At 29.8% G+C, this 20,332-nt stretch carries 24 protein-coding genes and 1 riboswitch; all 24 genes read left to right on the top strand.

The genetic code is table 11. From position 1 onward, the window contains the following. Positions 1–42 precede the first annotated feature (42 nt). The 24 genes from IC214_RS17550 to IC214_RS17435 all read left to right on the top strand — a co-directional run bounded on the left by IC214_RS17550 (position 43) and on the right by IC214_RS17435 (position 20,323). Positions 43–1,134: a DegT/DnrJ/EryC1/StrS family aminotransferase gene (locus IC214_RS17550; RefSeq protein ID WP_227434664.1), complete on the top strand. Its 1,092-nt coding sequence runs from the start codon at positions 43–45 to the stop codon at positions 1,132–1,134. 298 nt (positions 1,135–1,432) lie between these two features. After that, positions 1,433–1,523, top strand: a riboswitch (cyclic di-GMP riboswitch). Next, entirely contained in the window at positions 1,494–1,652 is a 159-nt protein-coding gene (locus tag IC214_RS17545; RefSeq protein ID WP_227434665.1) for a hypothetical protein, read from the top strand. (Overlaps the previous riboswitch by 30 nt.) A 275-nt stretch (positions 1,653–1,927) precedes the next feature. Further along, positions 1,928–2,245: a flagellar basal body rod protein FlgB gene (gene flgB, locus IC214_RS17540; RefSeq protein ID WP_227434666.1), complete on the top strand. Its 318-nt coding sequence runs from the start codon at positions 1,928–1,930 to the stop codon at positions 2,243–2,245. Positions 2,246–2,252: 7 nt separating this feature from the next. Continuing rightward, a complete protein-coding gene (gene flgC / locus IC214_RS17535) occupies positions 2,253–2,657 on the top strand; it encodes a flagellar basal body rod protein FlgC (protein WP_227434667.1) in 405 nt (134 codons plus the stop codon). A 9-nt stretch (positions 2,658–2,666) separates the two neighbouring features. After that, complete coding sequence (fliE, locus tag IC214_RS17530; protein ID WP_227434668.1) at positions 2,667–2,984, top strand: flagellar hook-basal body complex protein FliE; 318 nt, start codon at positions 2,667–2,669, stop codon at positions 2,982–2,984. Between the two features lie 24 nt (positions 2,985–3,008). Continuing rightward, complete coding sequence (gene fliF, locus IC214_RS17525; RefSeq protein ID WP_227866859.1) at positions 3,009–4,559, top strand: flagellar basal-body MS-ring/collar protein FliF; 1,551 nt, start codon at positions 3,009–3,011, stop codon at positions 4,557–4,559. A 12-nt stretch (positions 4,560–4,571) separates the two neighbouring features. After that, positions 4,572–5,642, top strand: coding sequence for a flagellar motor switch protein FliG (gene fliG, locus IC214_RS17520; RefSeq protein ID WP_227831411.1), 1,071 nt, complete (start codon positions 4,572–4,574; stop codon positions 5,640–5,642). Then, positions 5,626–6,366, top strand: coding sequence for a FliH/SctL family protein (locus tag IC214_RS17515; RefSeq protein WP_227866858.1), 741 nt, complete (start codon positions 5,626–5,628; stop codon positions 6,364–6,366). Before fliG ends, IC214_RS17515 begins: the two co-directional genes overlap by 17 nt. Positions 6,367–6,369: 3 nt before the next feature. Next, a complete protein-coding gene (fliI, locus tag IC214_RS17510) occupies positions 6,370–7,689 on the top strand; it encodes a flagellar protein export ATPase FliI (RefSeq protein ID WP_227434672.1) in 1,320 nt (439 codons plus the stop codon). Between the two features lie 27 nt (positions 7,690–7,716). Next, positions 7,717–8,166 carry a flagellar export protein FliJ gene (gene fliJ / locus IC214_RS17505; RefSeq protein ID WP_227824824.1) on the top strand — a complete coding sequence of 150 codons (450 nt, stop codon included), beginning with the start codon at positions 7,717–7,719 and terminating at the stop codon, positions 8,164–8,166. Positions 8,167–8,194: 28 nt separating this feature from the next. Further along, on the top strand, positions 8,195–9,397 hold the full coding sequence (locus tag IC214_RS17500) for a flagellar hook-length control protein FliK (protein WP_227866857.1): 1,203 nt from the start codon (positions 8,195–8,197) through the stop codon (positions 9,395–9,397). Positions 9,398–9,414: 17 nt separating this feature from the next. Continuing rightward, positions 9,415–10,023 (top strand): flagellar hook capping FlgD N-terminal domain-containing protein, encoded by a 609-nt coding sequence (locus IC214_RS17495; protein ID WP_227434675.1) that lies wholly within the window; start codon positions 9,415–9,417, stop codon positions 10,021–10,023. A 26-nt stretch (positions 10,024–10,049) separates the two neighbouring features. Then, positions 10,050–11,036 carry a flagellar hook-basal body complex protein gene (locus IC214_RS17490; protein ID WP_227434676.1) on the top strand — a complete coding sequence of 329 codons (987 nt, stop codon included), beginning with the start codon at positions 10,050–10,052 and terminating at the stop codon, positions 11,034–11,036. Positions 11,037–11,048: 12 nt separating this feature from the next. Next, positions 11,049–11,252 (top strand): flagellar FlbD family protein, encoded by a 204-nt coding sequence (locus tag IC214_RS17485; protein WP_054268815.1) that lies wholly within the window; start codon positions 11,049–11,051, stop codon positions 11,250–11,252. Continuing rightward, a complete protein-coding gene (locus tag IC214_RS17480; protein ID WP_227434677.1) occupies positions 11,252–12,070 on the top strand; it encodes a motility protein A in 819 nt (272 codons plus the stop codon). Before IC214_RS17485 ends, IC214_RS17480 begins: the two co-directional genes overlap by 1 nt. Continuing rightward, entirely contained in the window at positions 12,060–12,755 is a 696-nt protein-coding gene (locus IC214_RS17475; protein ID WP_227866856.1) for an OmpA family protein, read from the top strand. Before IC214_RS17480 ends, IC214_RS17475 begins: the two co-directional genes overlap by 11 nt. Before the next feature lie 11 nt (positions 12,756–12,766). Beyond that, positions 12,767–13,210: a flagellar basal body-associated protein FliL gene (fliL, locus tag IC214_RS17470; RefSeq protein ID WP_227434679.1), complete on the top strand. Its 444-nt coding sequence runs from the start codon at positions 12,767–12,769 to the stop codon at positions 13,208–13,210. 14 nt (positions 13,211–13,224) lie between these two features. Continuing rightward, positions 13,225–13,599 (top strand): flagellar biosynthetic protein FliO, encoded by a 375-nt coding sequence (locus IC214_RS17465; protein WP_227434680.1) that lies wholly within the window; start codon positions 13,225–13,227, stop codon positions 13,597–13,599. After that, on the top strand, positions 13,600–14,265 hold the full coding sequence (gene fliP / locus IC214_RS17460) for a flagellar type III secretion system pore protein FliP (RefSeq protein ID WP_227866855.1): 666 nt from the start codon (positions 13,600–13,602) through the stop codon (positions 14,263–14,265). A gap of 12 nt (positions 14,266–14,277) precedes the next feature. After that, the gene (fliQ, locus tag IC214_RS17455) at positions 14,278–14,547 is read left to right on the top strand and encodes a flagellar biosynthesis protein FliQ (RefSeq protein ID WP_009888090.1); all 270 of its coding nucleotides are present in this window, start codon (positions 14,278–14,280) and stop codon (positions 14,545–14,547) included. An 11-nt stretch (positions 14,548–14,558) separates the two neighbouring features. Continuing rightward, complete coding sequence (locus tag IC214_RS17450; RefSeq protein ID WP_227434682.1) at positions 14,559–16,373, top strand: fused FliR family export protein/FlhB family type III secretion system protein; 1,815 nt, start codon at positions 14,559–14,561, stop codon at positions 16,371–16,373. Between the two features lie 8 nt (positions 16,374–16,381). Then, positions 16,382–18,457, top strand: coding sequence for a flagellar biosynthesis protein FlhA (flhA, locus tag IC214_RS17445; protein ID WP_227434683.1), 2,076 nt, complete (start codon positions 16,382–16,384; stop codon positions 18,455–18,457). Then, positions 18,435–19,448, top strand: a complete 1,014-nt coding sequence (gene flhF / locus IC214_RS17440; RefSeq protein WP_227434684.1) for a flagellar biosynthesis protein FlhF — start codon at positions 18,435–18,437, stop codon at positions 19,446–19,448. The genes flhA and flhF overlap by 23 nt, the downstream gene beginning before the upstream one ends. Beyond that, the gene (locus IC214_RS17435; protein WP_227483433.1) at positions 19,445–20,323 is read left to right on the top strand and encodes a MinD/ParA family protein; all 879 of its coding nucleotides are present in this window, start codon (positions 19,445–19,447) and stop codon (positions 20,321–20,323) included. The genes flhF and IC214_RS17435 overlap by 4 nt, the downstream gene beginning before the upstream one ends. The last annotated feature ends 9 nt before the right edge of the window (positions 20,324–20,332 follow it).

Here is a 20,332-nt window from a genome sequence, read left to right as displayed (position 1 = left end):
AGCATAGCCACATAGATAATAGATAGATAAGGATGTAACTTTATGTTAGTTAAGTTTAATAATTTATTAGAACAATTTAAGATCCATAAAGAAGAATATGAAAAGAAGGTTATGGATGTAATGGAAAGTGGATATTATATCCTTGGAAATGAAGTAAAGTACTTTGAAGAAGAATTTGCTAGATATGTAGGTAGCAAATATTGTGTAGGTTTAGCTAGTGGTTTAGATTCACTGATAATTGCATTTAGAGCATTAGGGATAGGTAAAGGCGATGAAGTAATAGTGCAATCAAATACATATATTGCTAGTGTCATGGGAATAAGTATAAATGGAGCTAAACCAGTATTTGTAGAACCTAACGAGTATTATAATATAGACTCATCTAAGATAGAAAAAAAGATAAATAGTAAGACAAAAGCTATATTAGTAGTACATTTATATGGTCAGGCAAGTAAAATGAAAGAGATACAAGAATTGTGTGAAAAATATAATTTGTATTTAATTGAAGATTGTGCTCAATCTCATGGAGCTAAATATGATGGAAAAATGACAGGGACATTTGGAGATGTAGGATGTTTTAGCTTTTATCCAAGTAAAAATTTAGGTGCATTTGGAGATGCAGGTGCTATAGTAACGAGTAATAAAGAAATAGCTGATAAAGTGAAAGTGTTTAGAAATTATGGTTCAGAAAAGAGATATCATAATAAATTTGTTGGATATAATTCAAGATTGGATGAAATTCAGGCAGGTTTGTTAAGAGTAAAACTTAAATATCTTAATGAAATTGAAAATGAAAAGTCAAAAATCGTACATAGATATCTTAATGAAATTAACAATTCAAAAGTTATACTTCCAAAAATAGAAAAGAACTGTACACATGTATGGCATTTATTTGTTTTACAAGTTGAAAAACGAGAGACATTTATGAAATACTTAAAGAAAAATGGTATAGAGTCTATAATACATTATCCTATACCACCCCATTTATCTGAAGCATATTCTTATTTGGGATATAAAAAGGGAAGTTTTAATATAGCTGAGAATTATTCGAATAAAGTTGTTAGTATACCTTTATTTGTTGGTATGAAAGATGAAGAAGTTAGCTATGTAATTAAAATTATAAATGAATATTAAATGAATTATAATAATACCATAAATAAATTTTTTATGTATAGTTTATTTAAGATTCGTTAATTAATATTTTTAGATATTGATATATTATATAAATAAAATTGAAATATATACAATAAAGATGAGATTTGTCTTATATTTTTCTAAAATAAAAATATTTTCAGATAATTTATTATAAAATTGTAGAATATAGTATTTATAATCTGTATAATTAATAATAACTAAGTTTTTAAAATAAAATGTTTAAGTATACATAAAAAAAATATTTAAAAAAATTGTTATTTATTGTATACTTAAATTAAAACTAAATAGGCAAAACTAGATAAATCTAGTGACGCAAAGCTATAGGGGCTAAGGTTTGTATGTACGAACTATGTCAGCCAGTTGCCAAAAAGAATCCTAAGTATACTGTATATGTAGAATTAGTCGAAAATGACTGCCTTTTTGGCAGTCATTTTGTTGCTAAAGTTCACTTTATTACAGTAGGAAATATAAATTATAACATATTTTACCAAGTATAAGTAAAAATAAAAATAGACTATCTAGAAAAGTTGCTATTTTACAAAAAAGAGCAACTTTACGTAGAAATATTTAAATACATATTAAAATTTTTTTTTATTTTCATTGAGGTTAATTAAAAAAAGATTTGTTTTATTACTAAAAAATAAAGCGTTATATTGAATATAATAGAAATGTAATAAATTTAGATGGGTAAAGAAGTCATTTTTTGTAATATAGCAACTTCAACTTTAATCACTAAATATAGTAGATAAATATATTTTGAGGAGGAGTGAGTATGAATACATATGACATTATAAAAATGGGATTAGATGCAACTAATCTAAGAAGTCAGGCAATAGCGAATAATATAGCAAATATAAATACTGAAGGCTACAAAAAACATTACGTAACCTTTGAAGAAACATTAAATGATGCCATGCCAAAAATAGAAGAAAAAACAGATAATTCTAAAGGTTTAAGAGTGGATGGAAATAATGTGGATATAGAAGAAGAAAAAGTAAATCAAGCAATGACAACGTTACAATACAATGCTTTGATAGGTTTTGCAAATGGTAAAATAGCAATGACCAAATCAATAATAAGTGGGAGGTAATTAGAAGATGAGTGTGTTCAGTGGAATGGAGATCTCTGCTAGTGGTTTAACAGCAGAAAGCTTGAAAATGGATATCATATCATCTAATGTAGCTAACATAAACGCTACAAGAGGTCCAAATGGGGAAGCATACAGAAGAAAAATTGTTTCCTTTGAAGAAAATTATGATAACAAATTAGGTATGCTAGGAGTAAAAGTCACATCTGTTGAAGATGATAAATCACCTCTTAAAGAAGTATATGACCCATCTCATCCAGATGCAAAGCCAAATGGATATGTAGAATATCCAAATGTAAATATATTGGTTGAAATGACAGATTTAATAACAGCTTCACGAGCATATGAGTCTAATATAGATACATTAAATGCTCAGAAGTCTATGATATCAAAAGCACTGGAAATAGGAAAGTAGGGATAAATTATGCCAATTACACAAATTAACAATTTAATGCAAGGTGCAAAGTTAGATAATTTAATTGGAGAAACAAAACCATTAAATTTTAATAATAAAGAAGAAAAAAAGAATTTCGAAGATGTAATAATGGATACTATAGATAAAGTCAATTTTCAGCAAGTTACAGCAGATAATATGAAAGAAAAATTTATAAAAGGCGAAGATGTTTCTATGCATGAAGTTATGTTAAAAGGTCAAGAAGCACAACTATCTATGCAATATTTAATAGAAGTTAGAAATAAGATTCATGATGCATATCAAGAAATGAATAAAGTACAAATTTAGCCTTTTGAACAGGAGTAATAATCAATGATAGCCAGTTTTAAAAATAAGATTAAGGAGCAAGTTGCTAAATCTAGGACAAAAATAAGTTCTCTAAAAAAGGGAACTAAGATAGCATTAGGTATAGGGATTGTTGCTATATGTTTAGCACTAGTATTTACAGCAATATCTGCAAGCAAAAATAAGTATGCAGTCTTATTTTCAGAACTAGATGTTCAAGATGCTGCAGATATATCAGCAGAATTAGAGTCTAGAAAGATAGATACCAAGGTAAAAGGAAGTACAATTTATGTTCCTAGAACAGAAGTTGATAAGTTGAGATTAGAGTTAGCTCCAAGTTTGACAAGTGGTTCTAAAGGATTTGCACTTATGGATGATAGTTCATCAATAGGTCTTACTGATGAAGAGTTTCAAATTAAGAAGCAACGAATGATACAAGGAGAAATAGAAAAAACAATCAAGAGTTTTCCTCAGGTGGAAGATACTAGAGTACATATAACATTTGGTGAGTCTTCTGTATTTGAGAAGGAAGCTGTTCCAGGAAGTGCAGCAGTTTATTTGATGCTAAAGCCAGGAACTACTTTAGAGAAAAATCAAATAAAATCTGTTATGGCACTTGTATCAGGAAGTGTTACAAATATACCAGAGAAAAATGTTCAAGTTATTGATAACAAAATGAACTTATTATCTGAAGGCATCTTAGATGATGAAGAAGTTGATGAAAACAATCAACCGATAAATGGTGCTATTAGTATTGAAAAAAATAAGGCATCTGAGCAGGCGCTGAATAAACAATTAGAAAAATCTATTTTAGATATGTTAGAACCAATATTTGGTACAGGAAAAGTAAAAGCTACAGTAAATGCTGATTTGAGTTTTGATACAGCTGAAAAAACTGAAATAAAAATTGACCCTGATAAAGTTGCTATAAAGGAAACAAGGTCAAAAAATTCATCTAAATCTTCGACAAATAATGTCCAAGGTGTAGATGCTAATATGAATAACCAAGGAAATAAAAATGGTACTAATACAGAAGATAGTTTGGATGAGAGTTTTGAATATGAAACAGGTAAGATTGAAACTCACACTATAGTTGCGCCTGGAGAACTTAAAAGACTGACAGCTTCTGTTGCTATAGATGGAAAAATAGCTAAAGGTGTTCAAGCTGATGTGGAAGATATTGTTAATAATGCTATAGGTATGGATGGAGCGAGAGGAGATACTCTTAGCGTTGTTTCAATGGTATTTGACCCTAAAGGTAAGGCAGAAGCTAAACAAGAAATGGAAGATATTGAAAAAGAAGGATTCAAAAACAATATAATAAAAGCGGTTGTTGGAGTAGTAGCAGTTGTTGCAGTAGGTGTTATTGGATACTTAATATATAAAAAGAGAAGTGAACAAGAAGATATGGACTATGAAGATGAAGTTTATAGTACTAATTCTAATTCTATTGATAAGAAAGACAATCCTCTATTAGGGGATGACCCAGAATTGACATTAGAGGAAGCTGTTAAAATGTATGCAGAAGAAAAACCAGACCAAGTCACAGAGATAATAAAAACTTGGTTAAACGAGTAAGGGGGATAGAAAGTGTCCGCGGAAATTACAAATGTTAATGCGTTTGATTTAAGTGATATAAGTGAAAATGATAAGAAAGAGAAGGTAGAAGGTGAAGGTTTAAAAAAAGCCGCTGTACTGTTAATGACATTAGGTCCAACTGTGGCTAGTGATATAATAAAAAGTCTACCAGATAAACAAGTTCAAAAAATAGGTTTGGAAATTGCAAATATTTCTTCAATAGCTTCAAAAGAAAGAAGAGAAATATTAAAAGAGTTTGTAGAAATAAATAAAGCGAAAGATTATGTTATAGAAGGCGGGCTTGAATATGCCAAAGAATTGTTAAGTAATGCTCTGGGAAATGCCAAAGCAAGTAAATTACTTGAAGGTATATCAATAGATACAAGTACAAAACCTTTTAAACATATTATAAAACTAGATGTAAAGAAGATATTAGAAATACTTAGAAATGAAAGTGCACAGACTATAGCTATTTTACTTGCACATATGGAACCTGAAAATGGTGCAGAAGTTTTAGCTTATTTAGATTTTGATTTACAAAATGAAGTAGCTATGAGAATAAGTTCAATGGGTTCAATATCTCCAGATGTTATAAGTGTAATTGAAAGCTCATTAGAGGATAAATTACATTCAATAAGTGGTGAAGATTTTAAAGACTATGGAGGAATATCTACATTAGTTCAAATATTACTTAATTCTGATAGAAAAACAGAAAAGAATATTTTAAATACTATTGAAGAAAAAGACCCAGCCTTAGCAGCTCAAATTAAATCTAATATATTTGTATTTGAAGATATTGTCAAGTTAGATGATATAAGCATACAGAAAGTACTGAAAGAAGTAACTATGAAGGATTTAGTATATGCTTTAAAAGGTGTGGATGATGAAATATCAGATGCTATATATAGAAACCAATCTTCTAGAGCAGCAGAAGCACTTAAAGAAGAAATGGAAATGGTTGGTGTTATAAAGGTTACTCAGGTTGAAGGTGCTCAACAAAAAATAGTAAGTATTGTAAGGAAACTTGAAAGAGAAGGTGCCATAACTATTGTAAGGAATTTTGGTGATGACTTTGTTGAATAATAAAATTATTAAGAGTGAAAAAGCATCATATAAAGGAGTGCTGGACTTATCTATAATAGATAAAGCTAGATTGGGAGAATCAAATATAAACGAGGATAATGATTGTAGATTTAGAGATGAAGTAATAAAAGAAGCTATAGAATCTGCTGAGATAAAAAAGAATGAGATATTGGAAGAAGCAAAAATAAACGCACAAAATATAGAAAAGCAAGCATATGAAAAAGGATATAGTCAAGGTCAGAAAAATGGATATGAGGATGGATATAAAGAGTCGTATAATGAGTATACCCAAAAAGCTAAAGATGAAGCAGATTCTATAAGAAATCAGGCAAATTTAATCTTATTACAAGCTAATGAGAAAATGACTGAGTTCATAAAAGAAAAAAATAAAGAGATTATAAGACTTGCTATTAATATGGCTAGTTCTGTGCTAAAAAATCGCTTTGAAGATGAAGACTCTATGAGCGATTTGTTAAAACAAATTATTCAAGATTATGAAGGAAGTAGTTCATTCATAGTAAGATGTAATTCTTTCTATAAAGACAATATAGAGAAAGAGTTTGAATTATTTAAAGAAGAAACATCATTAAAATCAAGTGTATTTGTTATCGCAGATGATAGTATAGATAAAGGAAATGCTATTATACAAAAGGAAAATGGGAGAATAATAGTTGGTATTGATTGTGCTATGGAAAAACTAAAAGAAGAATTGCTTGGTGAATAAAATATGTATAAAACTGATATCTCTATAGATTTTGACAAAATAAATAAGAAAATAGAAAATTTAGAACTCACTATATCAGAAGGTAGAGTTAAAAAGATAATAGGACTTACTGTAGAAGTTGAAGGAATAAAAGCTTTTGTTGGCGAGTTATGTGTTATATATAATCAAGTCAATAAGCCAGTGAATTGTGAGGTAGTAGGATTTAAAGATAAAGAAGTAATATTAATGGCATTAGGAGAGTTAACATTAATATCACCTGGTTGTAAAGTTATTTCTAAGGGCATACCTCTAAGTGTTATGTGTAGTGATAATTTACTAGGTAAAGTACTTGATGGTCTTGGAAATCCTATAGATAACTCAGAAGTTGTTTTAGGAGATAGATACAACTTGAATAATGAACCTCCTGACCCAATGAAGAGAAAAAAGATACGAAATATAATGGAAACAGGTGTAAGAGCAATAGACGCATTTACTACTTGTGGTGAAGGACAGAGAATAGGAATATTTGCAGGAAGTGGAGTAGGTAAGAGTACAACGCTAGGTATGATTGCTAGAAATGCAAAAGCAGATGTAAATGTAATTGCCCTTGTTGGAGAAAGAGGAAGAGAAGTATTAGACTTTATTGATAAAGACTTAGGTGAAGAGGGAATGAAAAAATCTGTTGTTGTATGCGCAACATCAGATAAAGCACCATTAGTTAGACTTAAAGGTGCCCTTACAGCCACTGCAATAGCCGAATACTTTAGAGACCAAGGGAAAAAGGTAATACTTATGATGGATTCTGTGACTAGATTTGCTATGGCTCAAAGAGAAGTAGGAATAGCCATAGGAGAGCCACCAGCACAAAAAGGATATACACCATCTGTATTTGCAATTTTACCAAAACTCATGGAGAGAACAGGGACATCAGATAAAGGCTCTATAACCGCTTTTTATACAGTATTAGTTGATGGAGATGATTTTAATGAGCCAATAGCAGATACTACAAGAGGAATACTTGATGGTCATATAGTTCTATCTAGAGATTTAGCTAACAAGAATCATTATCCTTCTATAGATGTTTTAAATAGTTTAAGTAGACTTATGAATGAAATTGCTTCAAAAGAAGATATAAAAGTAGCATCATTTGCAAGAGATATGCTCTCTGAATATAGGGAGGCAGAAGATTTGATAAATATAGGTGCATATGCTTCAGGGACCAATAAAAAAATAGATGAAGCAATCTATTATCATGAGCATATTATCAATTTTTTAAAACAAGGGATAAATGAAAAGAGTTCTTTTAACGAAACTATAAGTAGTTTGAAAAGAATATTTGAATAAATAATTAAAAAAATATTTGAATAGGTTGTGATAGAGTTGGATAAGAACTTTAAGTTTAGATTACAGAAGGTTTTAGACTTAAAAATGAAAGATGAAGAGAAGATAAAAATGGAATTTGCTAAGATTCAACAAAAAAAAATAGATATAGAAAATAATTTAGAAAACCTGGAAAGTAATTATAACAAGTATTCAATAAGTAAAAATAATGATAGTATTCAAAATCAAAAAATAACTATTAACTATTTGTTAGCTTTAAATAACTCTATAAAAGATTTATCAGAGGAATTGGACAAGTCAACAAATGAACTTGAAAAGGCTAGAAAACAACTCATAGATAAGCAGATAGAAAGAAAATCATTAGAAAAACTAAAAGAAAAAAAATATGGTCAATATTATAAAGAAGAAAATTTAAAAGAACAAAAAACTAATGATGAGTTTGCAAGCATGAGTTATTTGAGAAAAAGACAAGTTCTATAAGAAGAGTAGGAAGTGAGGATATTATTGTATGAAGATACAAGCAGATTCTTATAATGTTATTAAAGATATTGGGAATAAAAAGAGTTCATCTAAGAATAAAGATGTGAAAAATAATAAATTTGAGGATAATCTATATAAGGCAACAGATAATGGACAAGTTAAAGACAAAAAAGAAACAAGTGATCAAAATATCAGTTCAAATAAATCAGAAGATAGTGATAATGAGTGTCATTCAGATGTAGATAAAAGTAATCACTTAGAGGATGAAAGTACATATGAAAAAGATTGTAGTAAGAATAATGAGATTTTACAACAATTATTGAATCTTTTAAAAAATAATACTGAAAAAGATAAAGATATAAATTCTATATTGAATGGTATGGAAAAACTAAATATATCGGATGAATTGAAACAAGAGCTTAAACTTAATAAAAATATATTGAATAATATTGTAAAGCAAAATGCAGAGTTAAATAAGGCTGACATGAATAACTCTAATGATATGCAAAATTTAGACATGATGAAGTTAAGAGAGTTTTTAGATAATAATGTTAATGAAAACTTTGAAGTAATTAGTAAAACTACAGAGGATGATAATAAAAGCATAGATTTATACAACTTTGATAGTAATAGAATGGATAACCTTAATTCAAATAAGAAAAGAGATGATAACTCTGATATTTTGGAAAAACTAGCAGGTATTAATGGAAATAAAAGTGGAAACTTTGGTCAAGTAATAAATAAAAGCATGGATATAAACAAAGTTAAAAATGATAATGTTGACTTAAAACATATAGAATCAAATGTTATGGATGATTCTATCAAAGCTATTAAACATATGAAAACAAATGACATCCAAGAATTAACAATTAGATTAAGGCCAAAAGAATTGGGAGATATGAACATACAATTATTGAAAGATAACGAAAGTATGAAAGCTGTTGTGACTGTTTTTAATAAAGACGTATTTGACTCTATAAATAAAAATATAACAGATTTAAAGCAACATCTTGAACTTACGAATGTAAATATAAAAGATGTATCTGTGCAAATGCATAGTGATAATAGAAGTACATCAGATACTTTTGATAAAGCATTTGAACAACAGAATAGACAAAATAACCAAGAAAATATGAATAAGCAAAATACAAATAATAAGCGTAACAATATGGTCATAGAAGATGAAATTAAAGAAAATATTGATGATGATAGAGTAGATTTATTAGCTTAATAAGGGGGAAATACTGTATGTATGGAGTGGCAACAGCTTTAGCAGGGGTTCAAGGAAACTATAGGTCAAATAACTTGAGCCAACTTGAAAGAAATATTAATGATATTGCTAATAAACAAGTTCGAAGTAAAGGAAATCAGACAGTAACAGATAATGGAACTCCAATTATAGGACAGGGTGATGATGCTGATAAAGACTTGTTTATGAAAATACTTGTAGCACAAATGGGTAATCAAGACCCAATGAATCCACAAGACCCAACAGAGTATGTATCACAATTAGCTCAGTTTGCAACTTTAGAAAAGATGTCAGCTATGAACGACAAGCTAGATATACTCTTAGCTTTAAGTAACTCTACTCTAATAAACTCTGCTTTGAGTATGGCAACGTCATTAATTGGTAAAGAAGTAGAAGTATCCGGAGAAGAGAAGGAAGATGAAAACATTGTAGGTGTAGTAAAGTCTACATATATAAAAGATGGAGAGGTACACTTAGAACTGAAAGTAGATGGTAGTGATAAAACTGTAGATGTTAAATATGAAAAATTACTTAAAATAGGAGAAGTAGATACAACTTCAGGAGAAGAAAATAACCCACCAGAGCAAGAATCTCCTGAACAAGAATAATATTAAATTAGAAAAGAGGTAAATTCATGATAAAAGCGATGTATTCAGGTGTAAGTGGAATGAAAGCAAATCAAACTAAACTAGATGTAATAGGTAACAATGTAGCAAATGCTGGGACTACTGCTTTTAAGAAAAGTTCAGCTAGAATAACAGATTCATTTTATCAAACTGTACTATATGCAAGTGCTCCAACAGCTGCATTAGGGGGAACAAACTTAGGACAAGTAGGTGTAGGTAGTAAGATATCAAGTATAAATAAAGATATGACACAAGGAAATGTACAGCCAACTAATAGACCATCAGATTTAATGATAGATGGAGATGGGTATCTTCCAGTAGTAAGGCAAGGTACAGTTATGTATACAAGAGATGGTTCTTTTAACTTAGATACAGGATTTAAAGCAACAGCTGGACCTCTGAACGGTGTCAAAGGTGGAAGACTTGTAAATGGAGATGGGTATATGTTACAAGGTGAGGTTTATAAGGGTACATATAATGCTACTACTGGTGAATTTACTAAAAATGCTACTGCAGAAGGAAAAGAACCCATTGTAATTCCTCTTCAAAGTATAAGTCCTAAAGATGGTACAGTACAAAATGTACTGGAGTACAATATATCAAAAGATGGAACAGTAGAATTTTTATTGAGTGATGGTCAAAGAACTCAGTTTGTGTATGATATTCCTGACAATTCTGAAGTAGGAAAAGTACCAAATCCTGCAATAGCAACTAATGATGGAAAACTTCAAAAAGTACAAACATATGCATTTCAAAATCCAGCAGGACTAGATGCAGAAGGAGGAAACTTATACAAGCCATCAGCAAACTCAGGGGATCCACAAATAGCAGGAGCTACAGGAACAATAATACAAGGAGCAATAGAAGCTTCCAATGTAGACATAGCAGAAGAATTTACAGAAATGATAATAGCAAGTAGGTCTTTCCAAGCAAACAGTAAAATAATATCTACATCAGATGAGATACTTCAAGAAATAATAAGTCTTAAGAGATAGTAGGTACATAGCATGATAAGAGTAACAGACTTAAACGGAAGAAGCTACATATTAAACTCAGACCTTATAGTAAGAATTGACTCCGTTCCAGAAAGTAGAATATTACTTACAACAGGAGAAAAGAATCTTGTAAAAGAGTCTGTAGATGAGATAGTAGATAAAGTGATAAAGTATAAAAGGAAAATAAATGTAGGTTATATTAGGAGCGAAAAGTAATGAAAAAAACAGATTCACTGACATTCATTGGACTAATATTATCTACAGTATTAGTTTTATTTGGAGCAGTAAAAGGAAGTAGTTCAGGATTAAAAAGTTTCTTTGATTTTTCATCAATATTAATAACAGTATTTGGGTCATTTGGAGCGTTGATGATTACATTTACTATTGATGACATGAAACTTATAAAAAATGCATTACAATACTCATTTAAAACAACGAGTATATCAAGATTAGACTTATTGAATCAATTTAAAGCACTTTCAAAAAAAGCAAGAAGAGAAGGTCTTTTGTCAATAGAAAGTGATGTAATGAAAATACAAGACCCATTTATGAAAAAAGGATTAGAGTTATGTATTGATGGCCTGGAAGTCAATGAAATAAGGTCTATATTAGAATTAGAGATAGATTCTGTTGAAGATACAAATAACAGATATTCAAAGATATTTAAAACTTGGGGAACATTTGCACCTGCATTTGGAATGTTGGGGACTCTAATCGGTCTTATACAAATGCTATCTGACCTTACGTCACCAGATTTGATTGCTTCTGGTATGGGAAAGGCGTTAATTACAACATTTTATGGTTCTCTACTTGCAAATATTGCTTTAAATCCAATTGCATATAACATAGATGAAAAAACGGAAAAAGAAGTTTACATAAAAGAGATGATGCTGGAAGGTATAATAAGCATACAATCTGGTGAAAGCAGTATAGTAGTTGAGGAACGTTTAGCGACGTATCTTTCAAAAACTGAAAAATTACAGTTTATGAAATCCAATAAAAATACAGAAAGAGCAATGAGTAATGGCGCGTAGAAAAAATAAAAAAAAAGATGAGATAAATCCAGATGCATGGTTGGCCACTTATGCAGACACAATAACTCTAATTCTTACATTTTTCGTATTGCTATATGCAACATCAGTTGTAGATATTGAAAAATTTAAAAATATATCAAATGCATTAAAAGGTCAGTTTTCTGGAGTAAGTATGTTTAACACAGGTTCAAGTACAAGTGCGAAGTCTCCAATAGATAGTGGTTTAGTGGATAAAAATGATAAGTCAGATTTAGAACAAGATTTAAAAGATAAGGTTAATAATTCTAACCTGCAAAATAGTGTAACAGTTAAGGATGATAGTAGAGGGATTTTATTAGAGTTAGATGACTCAATCTTATTTGACTCTGGGAGTTCGGAGTTAAAAGTTGATAGTAAAGCTACTCTAAATAAAGTATATGACATGATAAAAATGATGAAAAATAAGATAGTTATAGAAGGTCATACTGATAATGTACCTGTAAAATCAAGTACACATGAGTCCAATTGGGATTTATCTTCTAGTAGAGCAGTAAGTGTTGTAAGATACTTTGTAGAAGAAAAGGGCATGGACCCTAAATTGTTTTCAGCAACAGGATGTGGAGAGTATCAACCTTTAGTTTCAAATGATACAGCAAAGGGAAGAGCTGAAAATAGAAGAGTTAATATACTTATAACTATCGACTAGGAGGAAGAGTTTTGTTCAAAAATAAAAAAATTATTCTAATTATTTTGATACTGATTGTTTTCTCAGCAGGAGCAGGGTTTTTTATATTAGGTAAAGGTGGAAGTGGACAAATTGATAAGATTATAGGTTTGTTTATTCCAACAGGAAAAGCTAAAGATGAAATAAAGACAGAAAATCTTGATTTAGAAGAAATGGTATTGAAGCTAGCTGATGAAGGTGTAAGATATTTAAAGGTGTCAATAACTGTATCTTATGATGCTTCATATAAAGATATAGAAAAAAATACACCTTTAATTAGAGATAATATTATAAATTGCCTTATGGCAAAAAGAGCAGATGATTTTGCTGCTGAAAACCTAAATAATATAAAAGATGAAATAAAAAATACTTTAAATACAAATTTAGGTGGAAATGTAATACAAAGCATATATTTCACAAATATAGTAGTACAATAAAAGGATGGTAAGACATGATACTTTATTTATTAAAGATATTAATATGTATTCCAATAATTTTAATATTGATAGTCTTATCTTTAAAAATTAGCCAGGGAACTTTATTAAAAAAATACAATGACAAATATGTAAAAATACTAGACATTGTAAGTATAAATAAAAACAATAGCATAATAATTTTAAAAGTAGGTGAAGAAGGATGTATTATTGCATCTTCTTCGGCTAGTATGAATAAGATAAAAGATTTGACCAAAGAAGAAATATCAAAAATAGAAGATGACATTAAAGAGAGAAATTTTAAAATCCAAGATTTTAAAATGGAAAAAATCAAAGCAAAATATGATTTCAGTAGATATATTGGAAAATTTACAAAAAAGGAAGATAAGTAAATGGAACTATTATCAAAATTACCTTTGTCTGACGTACCATATACAAGTTCAATGCAATTGTTTTTATTTCTAACGGCATTAATGTTTTTACCATTTGTAATGTTCATGATGACAAGCTTTGTTAGAATAGTCATAAGTTTATCATTTTTGAAATCAGCATTAGGAGCACAACAAGCAATTCCAAGTCAAGTTTTGGTAGGGCTTGCGATAGTATTGACAATATTTATAATGAGACCAGTATTAAATGAAATAAACGAAAAGGCATTACAACCATATATGAAAAAAGATATTACTATGGAAAAAGCCATGAAAGAAGCAGAAGTACCTATTAAAGAGTTTTTACTAAAGCAAACTAGACAAACTGACTTAGATTTATTTGTAGAACAAGCAGGGTTAAAAGAAAAAAAATTAACTCGTGAAAATATACCCTTATCTGTTGTAGTTCCAGCTTTTGCAATAAGTGAACTAAAAACTGCTTTTCAAATAGGTTTTTTAATATACATACCATTTTTGATAATAGACCTTGTTGTAGCAAGTGTTTTAATGTCTATGGGAATGTTTATGTTACCTCCAGTTATGATATCATTACCATTTAAGTTGTTATTATTTGTAATGGTGGATGGATGGAACTTGATAGTAAAAACATTGATATTGGGATTTGGATAGGAGAAAAATAATATGAGTGAATTTATGATAATGAGTGTTCTTAAAAATGGTATGTTTACAGGAGCTATGATTGCAGCTCCAGTACTCATTGTTTCTCTTGTAGTTGGACTTTTAATAAGTGTATTTCAAGCTACAACTCAAATCCAAGAGCAAACTTTGACATTTGTACCAAAACTAATAGCAATTCTTTTGGTAGTAGCTATTGGTGGAAGCTGGATGTTACATACTCTTATTAGTTTTACTTCTGAGATATTCAATATGATGTCTCTTATAACTAAGTAAGTAGGATACATATGATTTTTGTATTTATTAGAATAGTAGCCTTCTTTGGAACATTGAGAATGCTATTTCCAGCTGGTACACCTGCTTTATTTAAGTCACTCTTTGCAATCATTATATCAATATTGATTTCAAGTACTATGCAAATTGAATATGTAACAAATATAGACAATATTGTAATGTTTACTTTATATGGTATAAATGAGACTATAACAGGGATTATTCTTGGATATATAACGAATCTATGTTTTTACAGTATCAGAATGGCAGGTTCTATGATGGACCAACAGATGGGATTATCAATGATTAATATGTTTGACCCAAACTCAATGACTCAAACAACTCTAATTGATAATCTTATGAACTGGACAGCAATTATGATATTTTTTAGCATGGATGGTCACCATATTTTAATTCGAGGTATAAGGTATAGTTTTGAGTTAATTCCAATAGGGAAATCATTTGTAGATAATAATATAGATTATATAATAAACATATTTGTGCAGTGCTTTATAACTGGGTTTAAAATAGCAATACCTATTGTACTTTGTCTGCTTATGGCAGATTTTATATTAGGTCTTATATCAAGAAGTGTACCTCAACTAAACGTAATGATAGTTGGTATGCCATTAAAAATATTGGTTGGTATAGCATTATTTATCATATCAATACCTTTAATTGTCAACCAAATAAGTCATTTATTGAGTCAAATACCAAAGATGTATGAGGGAACTTTTGCACTAGCCCCTATGTTTTTTATGGGTTCAACAGACAAAACAGAAGACGCTACTCCAAAGAAAAGGGGAGAACAAAGAAAAAAAGGTAATATAGCAAAAAGTAGAGAATTACCTGTTGCAATGACCTTATTTGCATTCACTTTGTTAGTCCCTACATTATTTTCATATGTAGTGGACACACTTAAATCTTCACTCAATCATTTTTTAAGCGTGAATTTTTATATGAACATAAATTATTCAAACCTAGAAAACTTAATTATAGTAGGATTAATGGATTTTTTCAAGATATTTTTGCCAATAGCTATTCCATTTTTGGTCTTAGGTGTAGTAGCTAACCTATTTCAAGTGGGAATATTATTTACTGGGGAAACTTTAAAACCAAATTTATCAAAATTAAATCCAATTAGTGGATTCAAAAACATGTTTTCTATGAGAAGTTTATCAACTTTAATAAAGGATACAGCAATTATATCTGTCTTAGCTTACATAGGATATAAATTTTTTCAAGATAATTATTTAGATATCTTAAAACTAGGGAATATATACTTACCAACTTTAATGTATACAGTTAAAGACTTAGTATATTCCATATTAAGTAAAATTTGTATAGCTATGATAGTTATAGCAGTTGCAGATTATTTTTATCAAAGGTATAGTCATAAAAAACAACTAAGAATGACAAAACAAGAAGTTAAAGATGAATATAAAAACTCAGAAGGAGACCCAGAAATAAAAGCTAAGATAAAACAAAAACAAAGACAAATCTCATCTCAAAGGACTATGCAAGCAGTACCAAGCGCTACTGTAATAGTAACCAATCCAACTCACTTATCTATAGCAGTGAGATATGAAAAAGGGAAGGACCAAGCTCCAGTAGTAGTGGCAAAAGGTGCAGATTATTTAGCTTTTAAAATAAGGGAAATCGCAAAGGGAAATGACATCCCAATAATAGAAAATAAACCCATTGCTAGGTTGTTATATAAGCAAGTAGAAATAGACCAAGAAATTCCAGAGGACATGTATCAAGCTTTTGCAGAGATCTTAGTAGCAGTATATAAAATCAAAAATAGATACAAAGTCCCAAAAAGGTAGGATAAGTAATGAATAAGTTTAATCTAAAAGAACATATGGACGTAATAGTGGCTTTTGGTGTTGTAGGAATTGTTCTTATGATGATAGTGCCATTACCTACATTTATATTAGATATTTTACTGGCAATTAACATAAGTTTATCTGTGCTAATTTTATTAATGACATTATTTACAACAAATGTACTTGATTTATCTATATTTCCAACAGTGTTACTTGTTACAACACTATTTAGATTGGGATTAAATCTTTCATCAACTAGATTAATTTTAACTCAAGGATACGCAGGTGAAGTTATAGAGGCATTTGGAAGTTTTGTTGTAGGTGGAAATTACGTAGTAGGGATAATTATATTCCTAATTATATTAATTGTTCAATTTGTCGTTATAACTAATGGTTCTGGAAGAGTATCTGAAGTAACAGCTAGATTTACGTTAGATGCCATGCCAGGGAAGCAGATGAGTATAGATGCAGATTTAAATGCAGGAGTTATAGATGACAAAACTGCTAGAAAAAGAAGAAAAGAACTCCAACAAGAAGCTGATTTTTATGGTTCTATGGATGGTGCAAATAAGTTTGTAAAAGGAGATGCTATAGCAGGTCTTATAGTAACAGCAATAAATATAATAGGAGGAATTGTAATAGGAGCTGTAATGCTAAACATGACTCTTATGGGTGCAGCTCAGACTTATGTAAGACTTACTATAGGTGATGGACTTGTAAGCCAGATACCAGCTCTACTAATATCCACATCAGCTGGTATAATCGTAACAAGAGCTTCGACTGATGAAAACTTTGGTGACTTAGTAGGTAAGCAATTAACAGCAATACCAAAAGCAGTAATGATGACTGGTTGTGTTTTAATTATACTTGGTATGATGCCTGGATTACCCAAGCCAGCGTTTTTTTCACTGGGAATAGGTGCAATAGCAGCAGGTTACTTCTTAGGAAGAGAAAAGAAGGATACCTTAGAAGATTTAGATTTTGAAAAACCTGATATGGTAAATCCAGACAAAAACGAAGTAGAAGATGTAACAAACTTAATAAATGTAGAAGCTATAGAAGTAGAAATTGGATATGGCTTAATATCTTTAGCTGATGAATCAGCAGGAGGAGATTTACTTCAGAGAATAGCATCAATAAGAAGACAATGTGCCATAGACATGGGTATAGTTGTACAACCTATAAGAATAAGAGATAATTTACAACTAAATCCAAACCAATATAACATAAAGATAAAAGGTAATGTAGTTGGTGGATATGAGATAATGCCTAATATGGTTTTATGTATGGACCCTATGAATCAAGGTTTTAATATATTTGGAATAAAGACAATTGAGCCTACTTTTGGAATAGAGGCACTTTGGATAGAAAGTGATAAGGTAGAAGATGCAGAGTTAAAAGGTTATACAGTTGTAGATTCATCCACAATACTTATAACCCATTTACTAGATATAATAAAATCCAATGCACATGAGTTACTGGGAAGACAAGAAGTTAAGACTATTATAGATGCAGCAAGAGAAAATTATAGTGCTGTAGTTGATGAGTTGATACCAGACTTAATGACACTTGGTGAAGTTCAAAAAGTACTTAAAAATCTGTTGAGAGAAAAAGTAAATATAAAGGATAGGGTTACAATCCTTGAAACACTTGCAGACCAGTCCAGAAACACAAAAGACATAGAGCTTCTTACTGAATATGTGAGAATAGCTTTAGCTAGAAGTATTTGTACGAATTTGGTGGATGAAGATAAGTCAATTGTAGTGGCTACATTATCTCCAGAAACAGAGGAATTGGTATCTAATAATTTACAAAGGTCTGTAAATGGAACTTATCCAGCTGTTGACCCAGAAAACACAAACAAAATATTTGAGAGTATACAAGATGTAATAGGTAATGTATATTTCAATCATAATATACCAGTAATAGTAGTATCACCAAAGATAAGAGCACCATTTAGAAAACTAGTTGAGATTGTATATCCTAATTTGACTGTACTATCATTAAATGAAATACCTAATGATGTTAAAATCAAAGCAGAAGGTGTGGTGAGCATATATGATGACGAAAAAGTATACAGCTAATACAATTCAGGATGCTATGAATCTAGCCAAAATGGAATTGGGTGACAATATTACATTAATAGATAAAAAAGAAGTAAGAAAATCTGGAATACGAGGTATTTTTTCAAAGAGAGATATCGAATTAACTGTCGGATGGGAAAAGAGAGATAATGTAGAACAAAATGACTTGAAACGAGAGGTAGAACAATTAAAGTCAATTATAAGTAATATGGGGTTTGATAATAAGAATGACAATGATATAGATAAAATATGTAAGAACCTACTAAATCTAGAGTTAAATGAAGAAATTGTAGAGTCCATAAGAACTGACTTACAAGAGATGAAGTTCAATGGAATTGATACAAGTAAAAATTTAGTGGAAAGTCTAAAGAAAAAGATTAAAATAGAAAATCCAACGATAAATGGGAAAATCGCTCTAGTTGGACCACCAGGAGTAGGTAAGACAACTACAATAGCAAAGTTAGCCGCAAAATTAGTATTTGAGGAAAATAAAAAAGTAGGTGTAATAACTATAGATACCTATAGAATTGGCGCTGTGGAGCAGTTAAAGATATATACTGACATAATGAATATTCCTTTTAAAGGAGTAATAAGCCCTGATGAGATGGAGTTGGCACTTGATGAGATGAAAGATTGTGATGTTGTATTAATAGATACTACAGGTAGAGGATATAAAAATTCTATGCAAATATTAGAAATCAAAAATCTCATAGATAAAGCTGAAACTGATAATATACACTTAGTTTTGAATTGCACAACAAGAGAAAATGATACAAAAGCAATTATAGATTCATATAGAAATGTGAACTTTAAAAGCTTAATAATTACAAAGCTGGATGAAACAATCACATATGGTTCCATCTTTAACATAGTGAATTATGCACAAAAACCAATATCGTATATTACAATAGGGCAAAGTGTTCCTGATGACATTATAAAACCTAATGAAGATAAGATTATAAGATTACTATTAGGAGTTGAAAGTATATGATTGACCAAGCTCAAATCTTGAGAAAGATGGCAATAGAAAAAAGAGGACTTGATGAATTTATAGTGGAGAATGGGAATGCACCTAAGATAATTACAATAGCTTCTGGGAAAGGTGGTGTTGGAAAGAGTAATCTCGCTACAAATTTGTCTATCTGTTTGACTAGGCTTAATAAAAAAGTTCTTATATTAGATGCAGATATAGGAATGTCAAATATAGATATAATAATGGGTGTAAATGTAAAAGGTACGATAATTGATGTAATTAATGGAGAAAAAAATATAGAAGATATAATTTCACGTACTAAATATGGTGTGAATATAATTTCTGGAGGTTCTGCACTTAATCATATAGAAGATTTTACAGAAGCTCAAAGAAATAAGTTTATACATAGCATAGAACAGATTCATGATGTCGATTTTATAATAATTGACACAGGTGCTGGTATGAGTAAAAGTCTATTGTCATTTATATATTGTAGTACTGAATTTTTCTTAATAACAACTCCAGAACCAACATCATTAACTGATGCATATAGCTTACTAAAGGCCATAAGTAATTTTGGGATAAAGAGAAGTGCAAACATAATAATCAACAGGGTAATAAATTTAGAAGAAGCAAAATCTACATACAACAGAATAAAGATGGTTGTAGACAAATTTTTAAATCTTAATTTAGAGTTATATGGATATATAATAGATGATAAAAAAGTAGGAATATGTGTAAAAAAGCAGATACCATTTATTCTGGAATATCCTACAAGTAGCGCTTCAAAGTGTATTATATCTATAGCAAAGAGAATGGTAAGTCAGTCAAGAGAAGATATTGATGAGAATAAGGGTCTACTAAGAAAAATGTTTAGTATATTTAAAAGCTAAGGAGGCGTA

Origin of the sequence: Clostridioides sp. ES-S-0190-01 (genome assembly GCF_020658275.1) — a bacterium.
Classification (GTDB): domain Bacteria; phylum Bacillota; class Clostridia; order Peptostreptococcales; family Peptostreptococcaceae; genus Clostridioides.
This window is presented reverse-complemented; position numbering and strand designations above follow the sequence as displayed.

Coding starts and splice junctions, on each gene's coding strand:
- IC214_RS17495 (WP_227434675.1), top strand. CDS start 9,415: ATGTATGGAGTGGCAACAGCTTTAGCAGGGGTTCAAGGAAACTATAGG.
- IC214_RS17500 (WP_227866857.1), top strand. CDS start 8,195: ATGAAGATACAAGCAGATTCTTATAATGTTATTAAAGATATTGGGAAT.
- IC214_RS17465 (WP_227434680.1), top strand. CDS start 13,225: ATGATACTTTATTTATTAAAGATATTAATATGTATTCCAATAATTTTA.
- IC214_RS17485 (WP_054268815.1), top strand. CDS start 11,049: ATGATAAGAGTAACAGACTTAAACGGAAGAAGCTACATATTAAACTCA.
- IC214_RS17545 (WP_227434665.1), top strand. CDS start 1,494: ATGTACGAACTATGTCAGCCAGTTGCCAAAAAGAATCCTAAGTATACT.
- IC214_RS17450 (WP_227434682.1), top strand. CDS start 14,559: ATGATTTTTGTATTTATTAGAATAGTAGCCTTCTTTGGAACATTGAGA.
- flgC (WP_227434667.1), top strand. CDS start 2,253: ATGAGTGTGTTCAGTGGAATGGAGATCTCTGCTAGTGGTTTAACAGCA.
- fliQ (WP_009888090.1), top strand. CDS start 14,278: ATGAGTGAATTTATGATAATGAGTGTTCTTAAAAATGGTATGTTTACA.
- IC214_RS17475 (WP_227866856.1), top strand. CDS start 12,060: ATGGCGCGTAGAAAAAATAAAAAAAAAGATGAGATAAATCCAGATGCA.
- flhF (WP_227434684.1), top strand. CDS start 18,435: ATGACGAAAAAGTATACAGCTAATACAATTCAGGATGCTATGAATCTA.
- fliI (WP_227434672.1), top strand. CDS start 6,370: ATGTATAAAACTGATATCTCTATAGATTTTGACAAAATAAATAAGAAA.
- fliP (WP_227866855.1), top strand. CDS start 13,600: ATGGAACTATTATCAAAATTACCTTTGTCTGACGTACCATATACAAGT.
- flhA (WP_227434683.1), top strand. CDS start 16,382: ATGAATAAGTTTAATCTAAAAGAACATATGGACGTAATAGTGGCTTTT.
- fliF (WP_227866859.1), top strand. CDS start 3,009: ATGATAGCCAGTTTTAAAAATAAGATTAAGGAGCAAGTTGCTAAATCT.
- fliE (WP_227434668.1), top strand. CDS start 2,667: ATGCCAATTACACAAATTAACAATTTAATGCAAGGTGCAAAGTTAGAT.
- IC214_RS17435 (WP_227483433.1), top strand. CDS start 19,445: ATGATTGACCAAGCTCAAATCTTGAGAAAGATGGCAATAGAAAAAAGA.
- IC214_RS17480 (WP_227434677.1), top strand. CDS start 11,252: ATGAAAAAAACAGATTCACTGACATTCATTGGACTAATATTATCTACA.
- IC214_RS17515 (WP_227866858.1), top strand. CDS start 5,626: ATGACTTTGTTGAATAATAAAATTATTAAGAGTGAAAAAGCATCATAT.
- IC214_RS17550 (WP_227434664.1), top strand. CDS start 43: ATGTTAGTTAAGTTTAATAATTTATTAGAACAATTTAAGATCCATAAA.
- IC214_RS17490 (WP_227434676.1), top strand. CDS start 10,050: ATGATAAAAGCGATGTATTCAGGTGTAAGTGGAATGAAAGCAAATCAA.
- flgB (WP_227434666.1), top strand. CDS start 1,928: ATGAATACATATGACATTATAAAAATGGGATTAGATGCAACTAATCTA.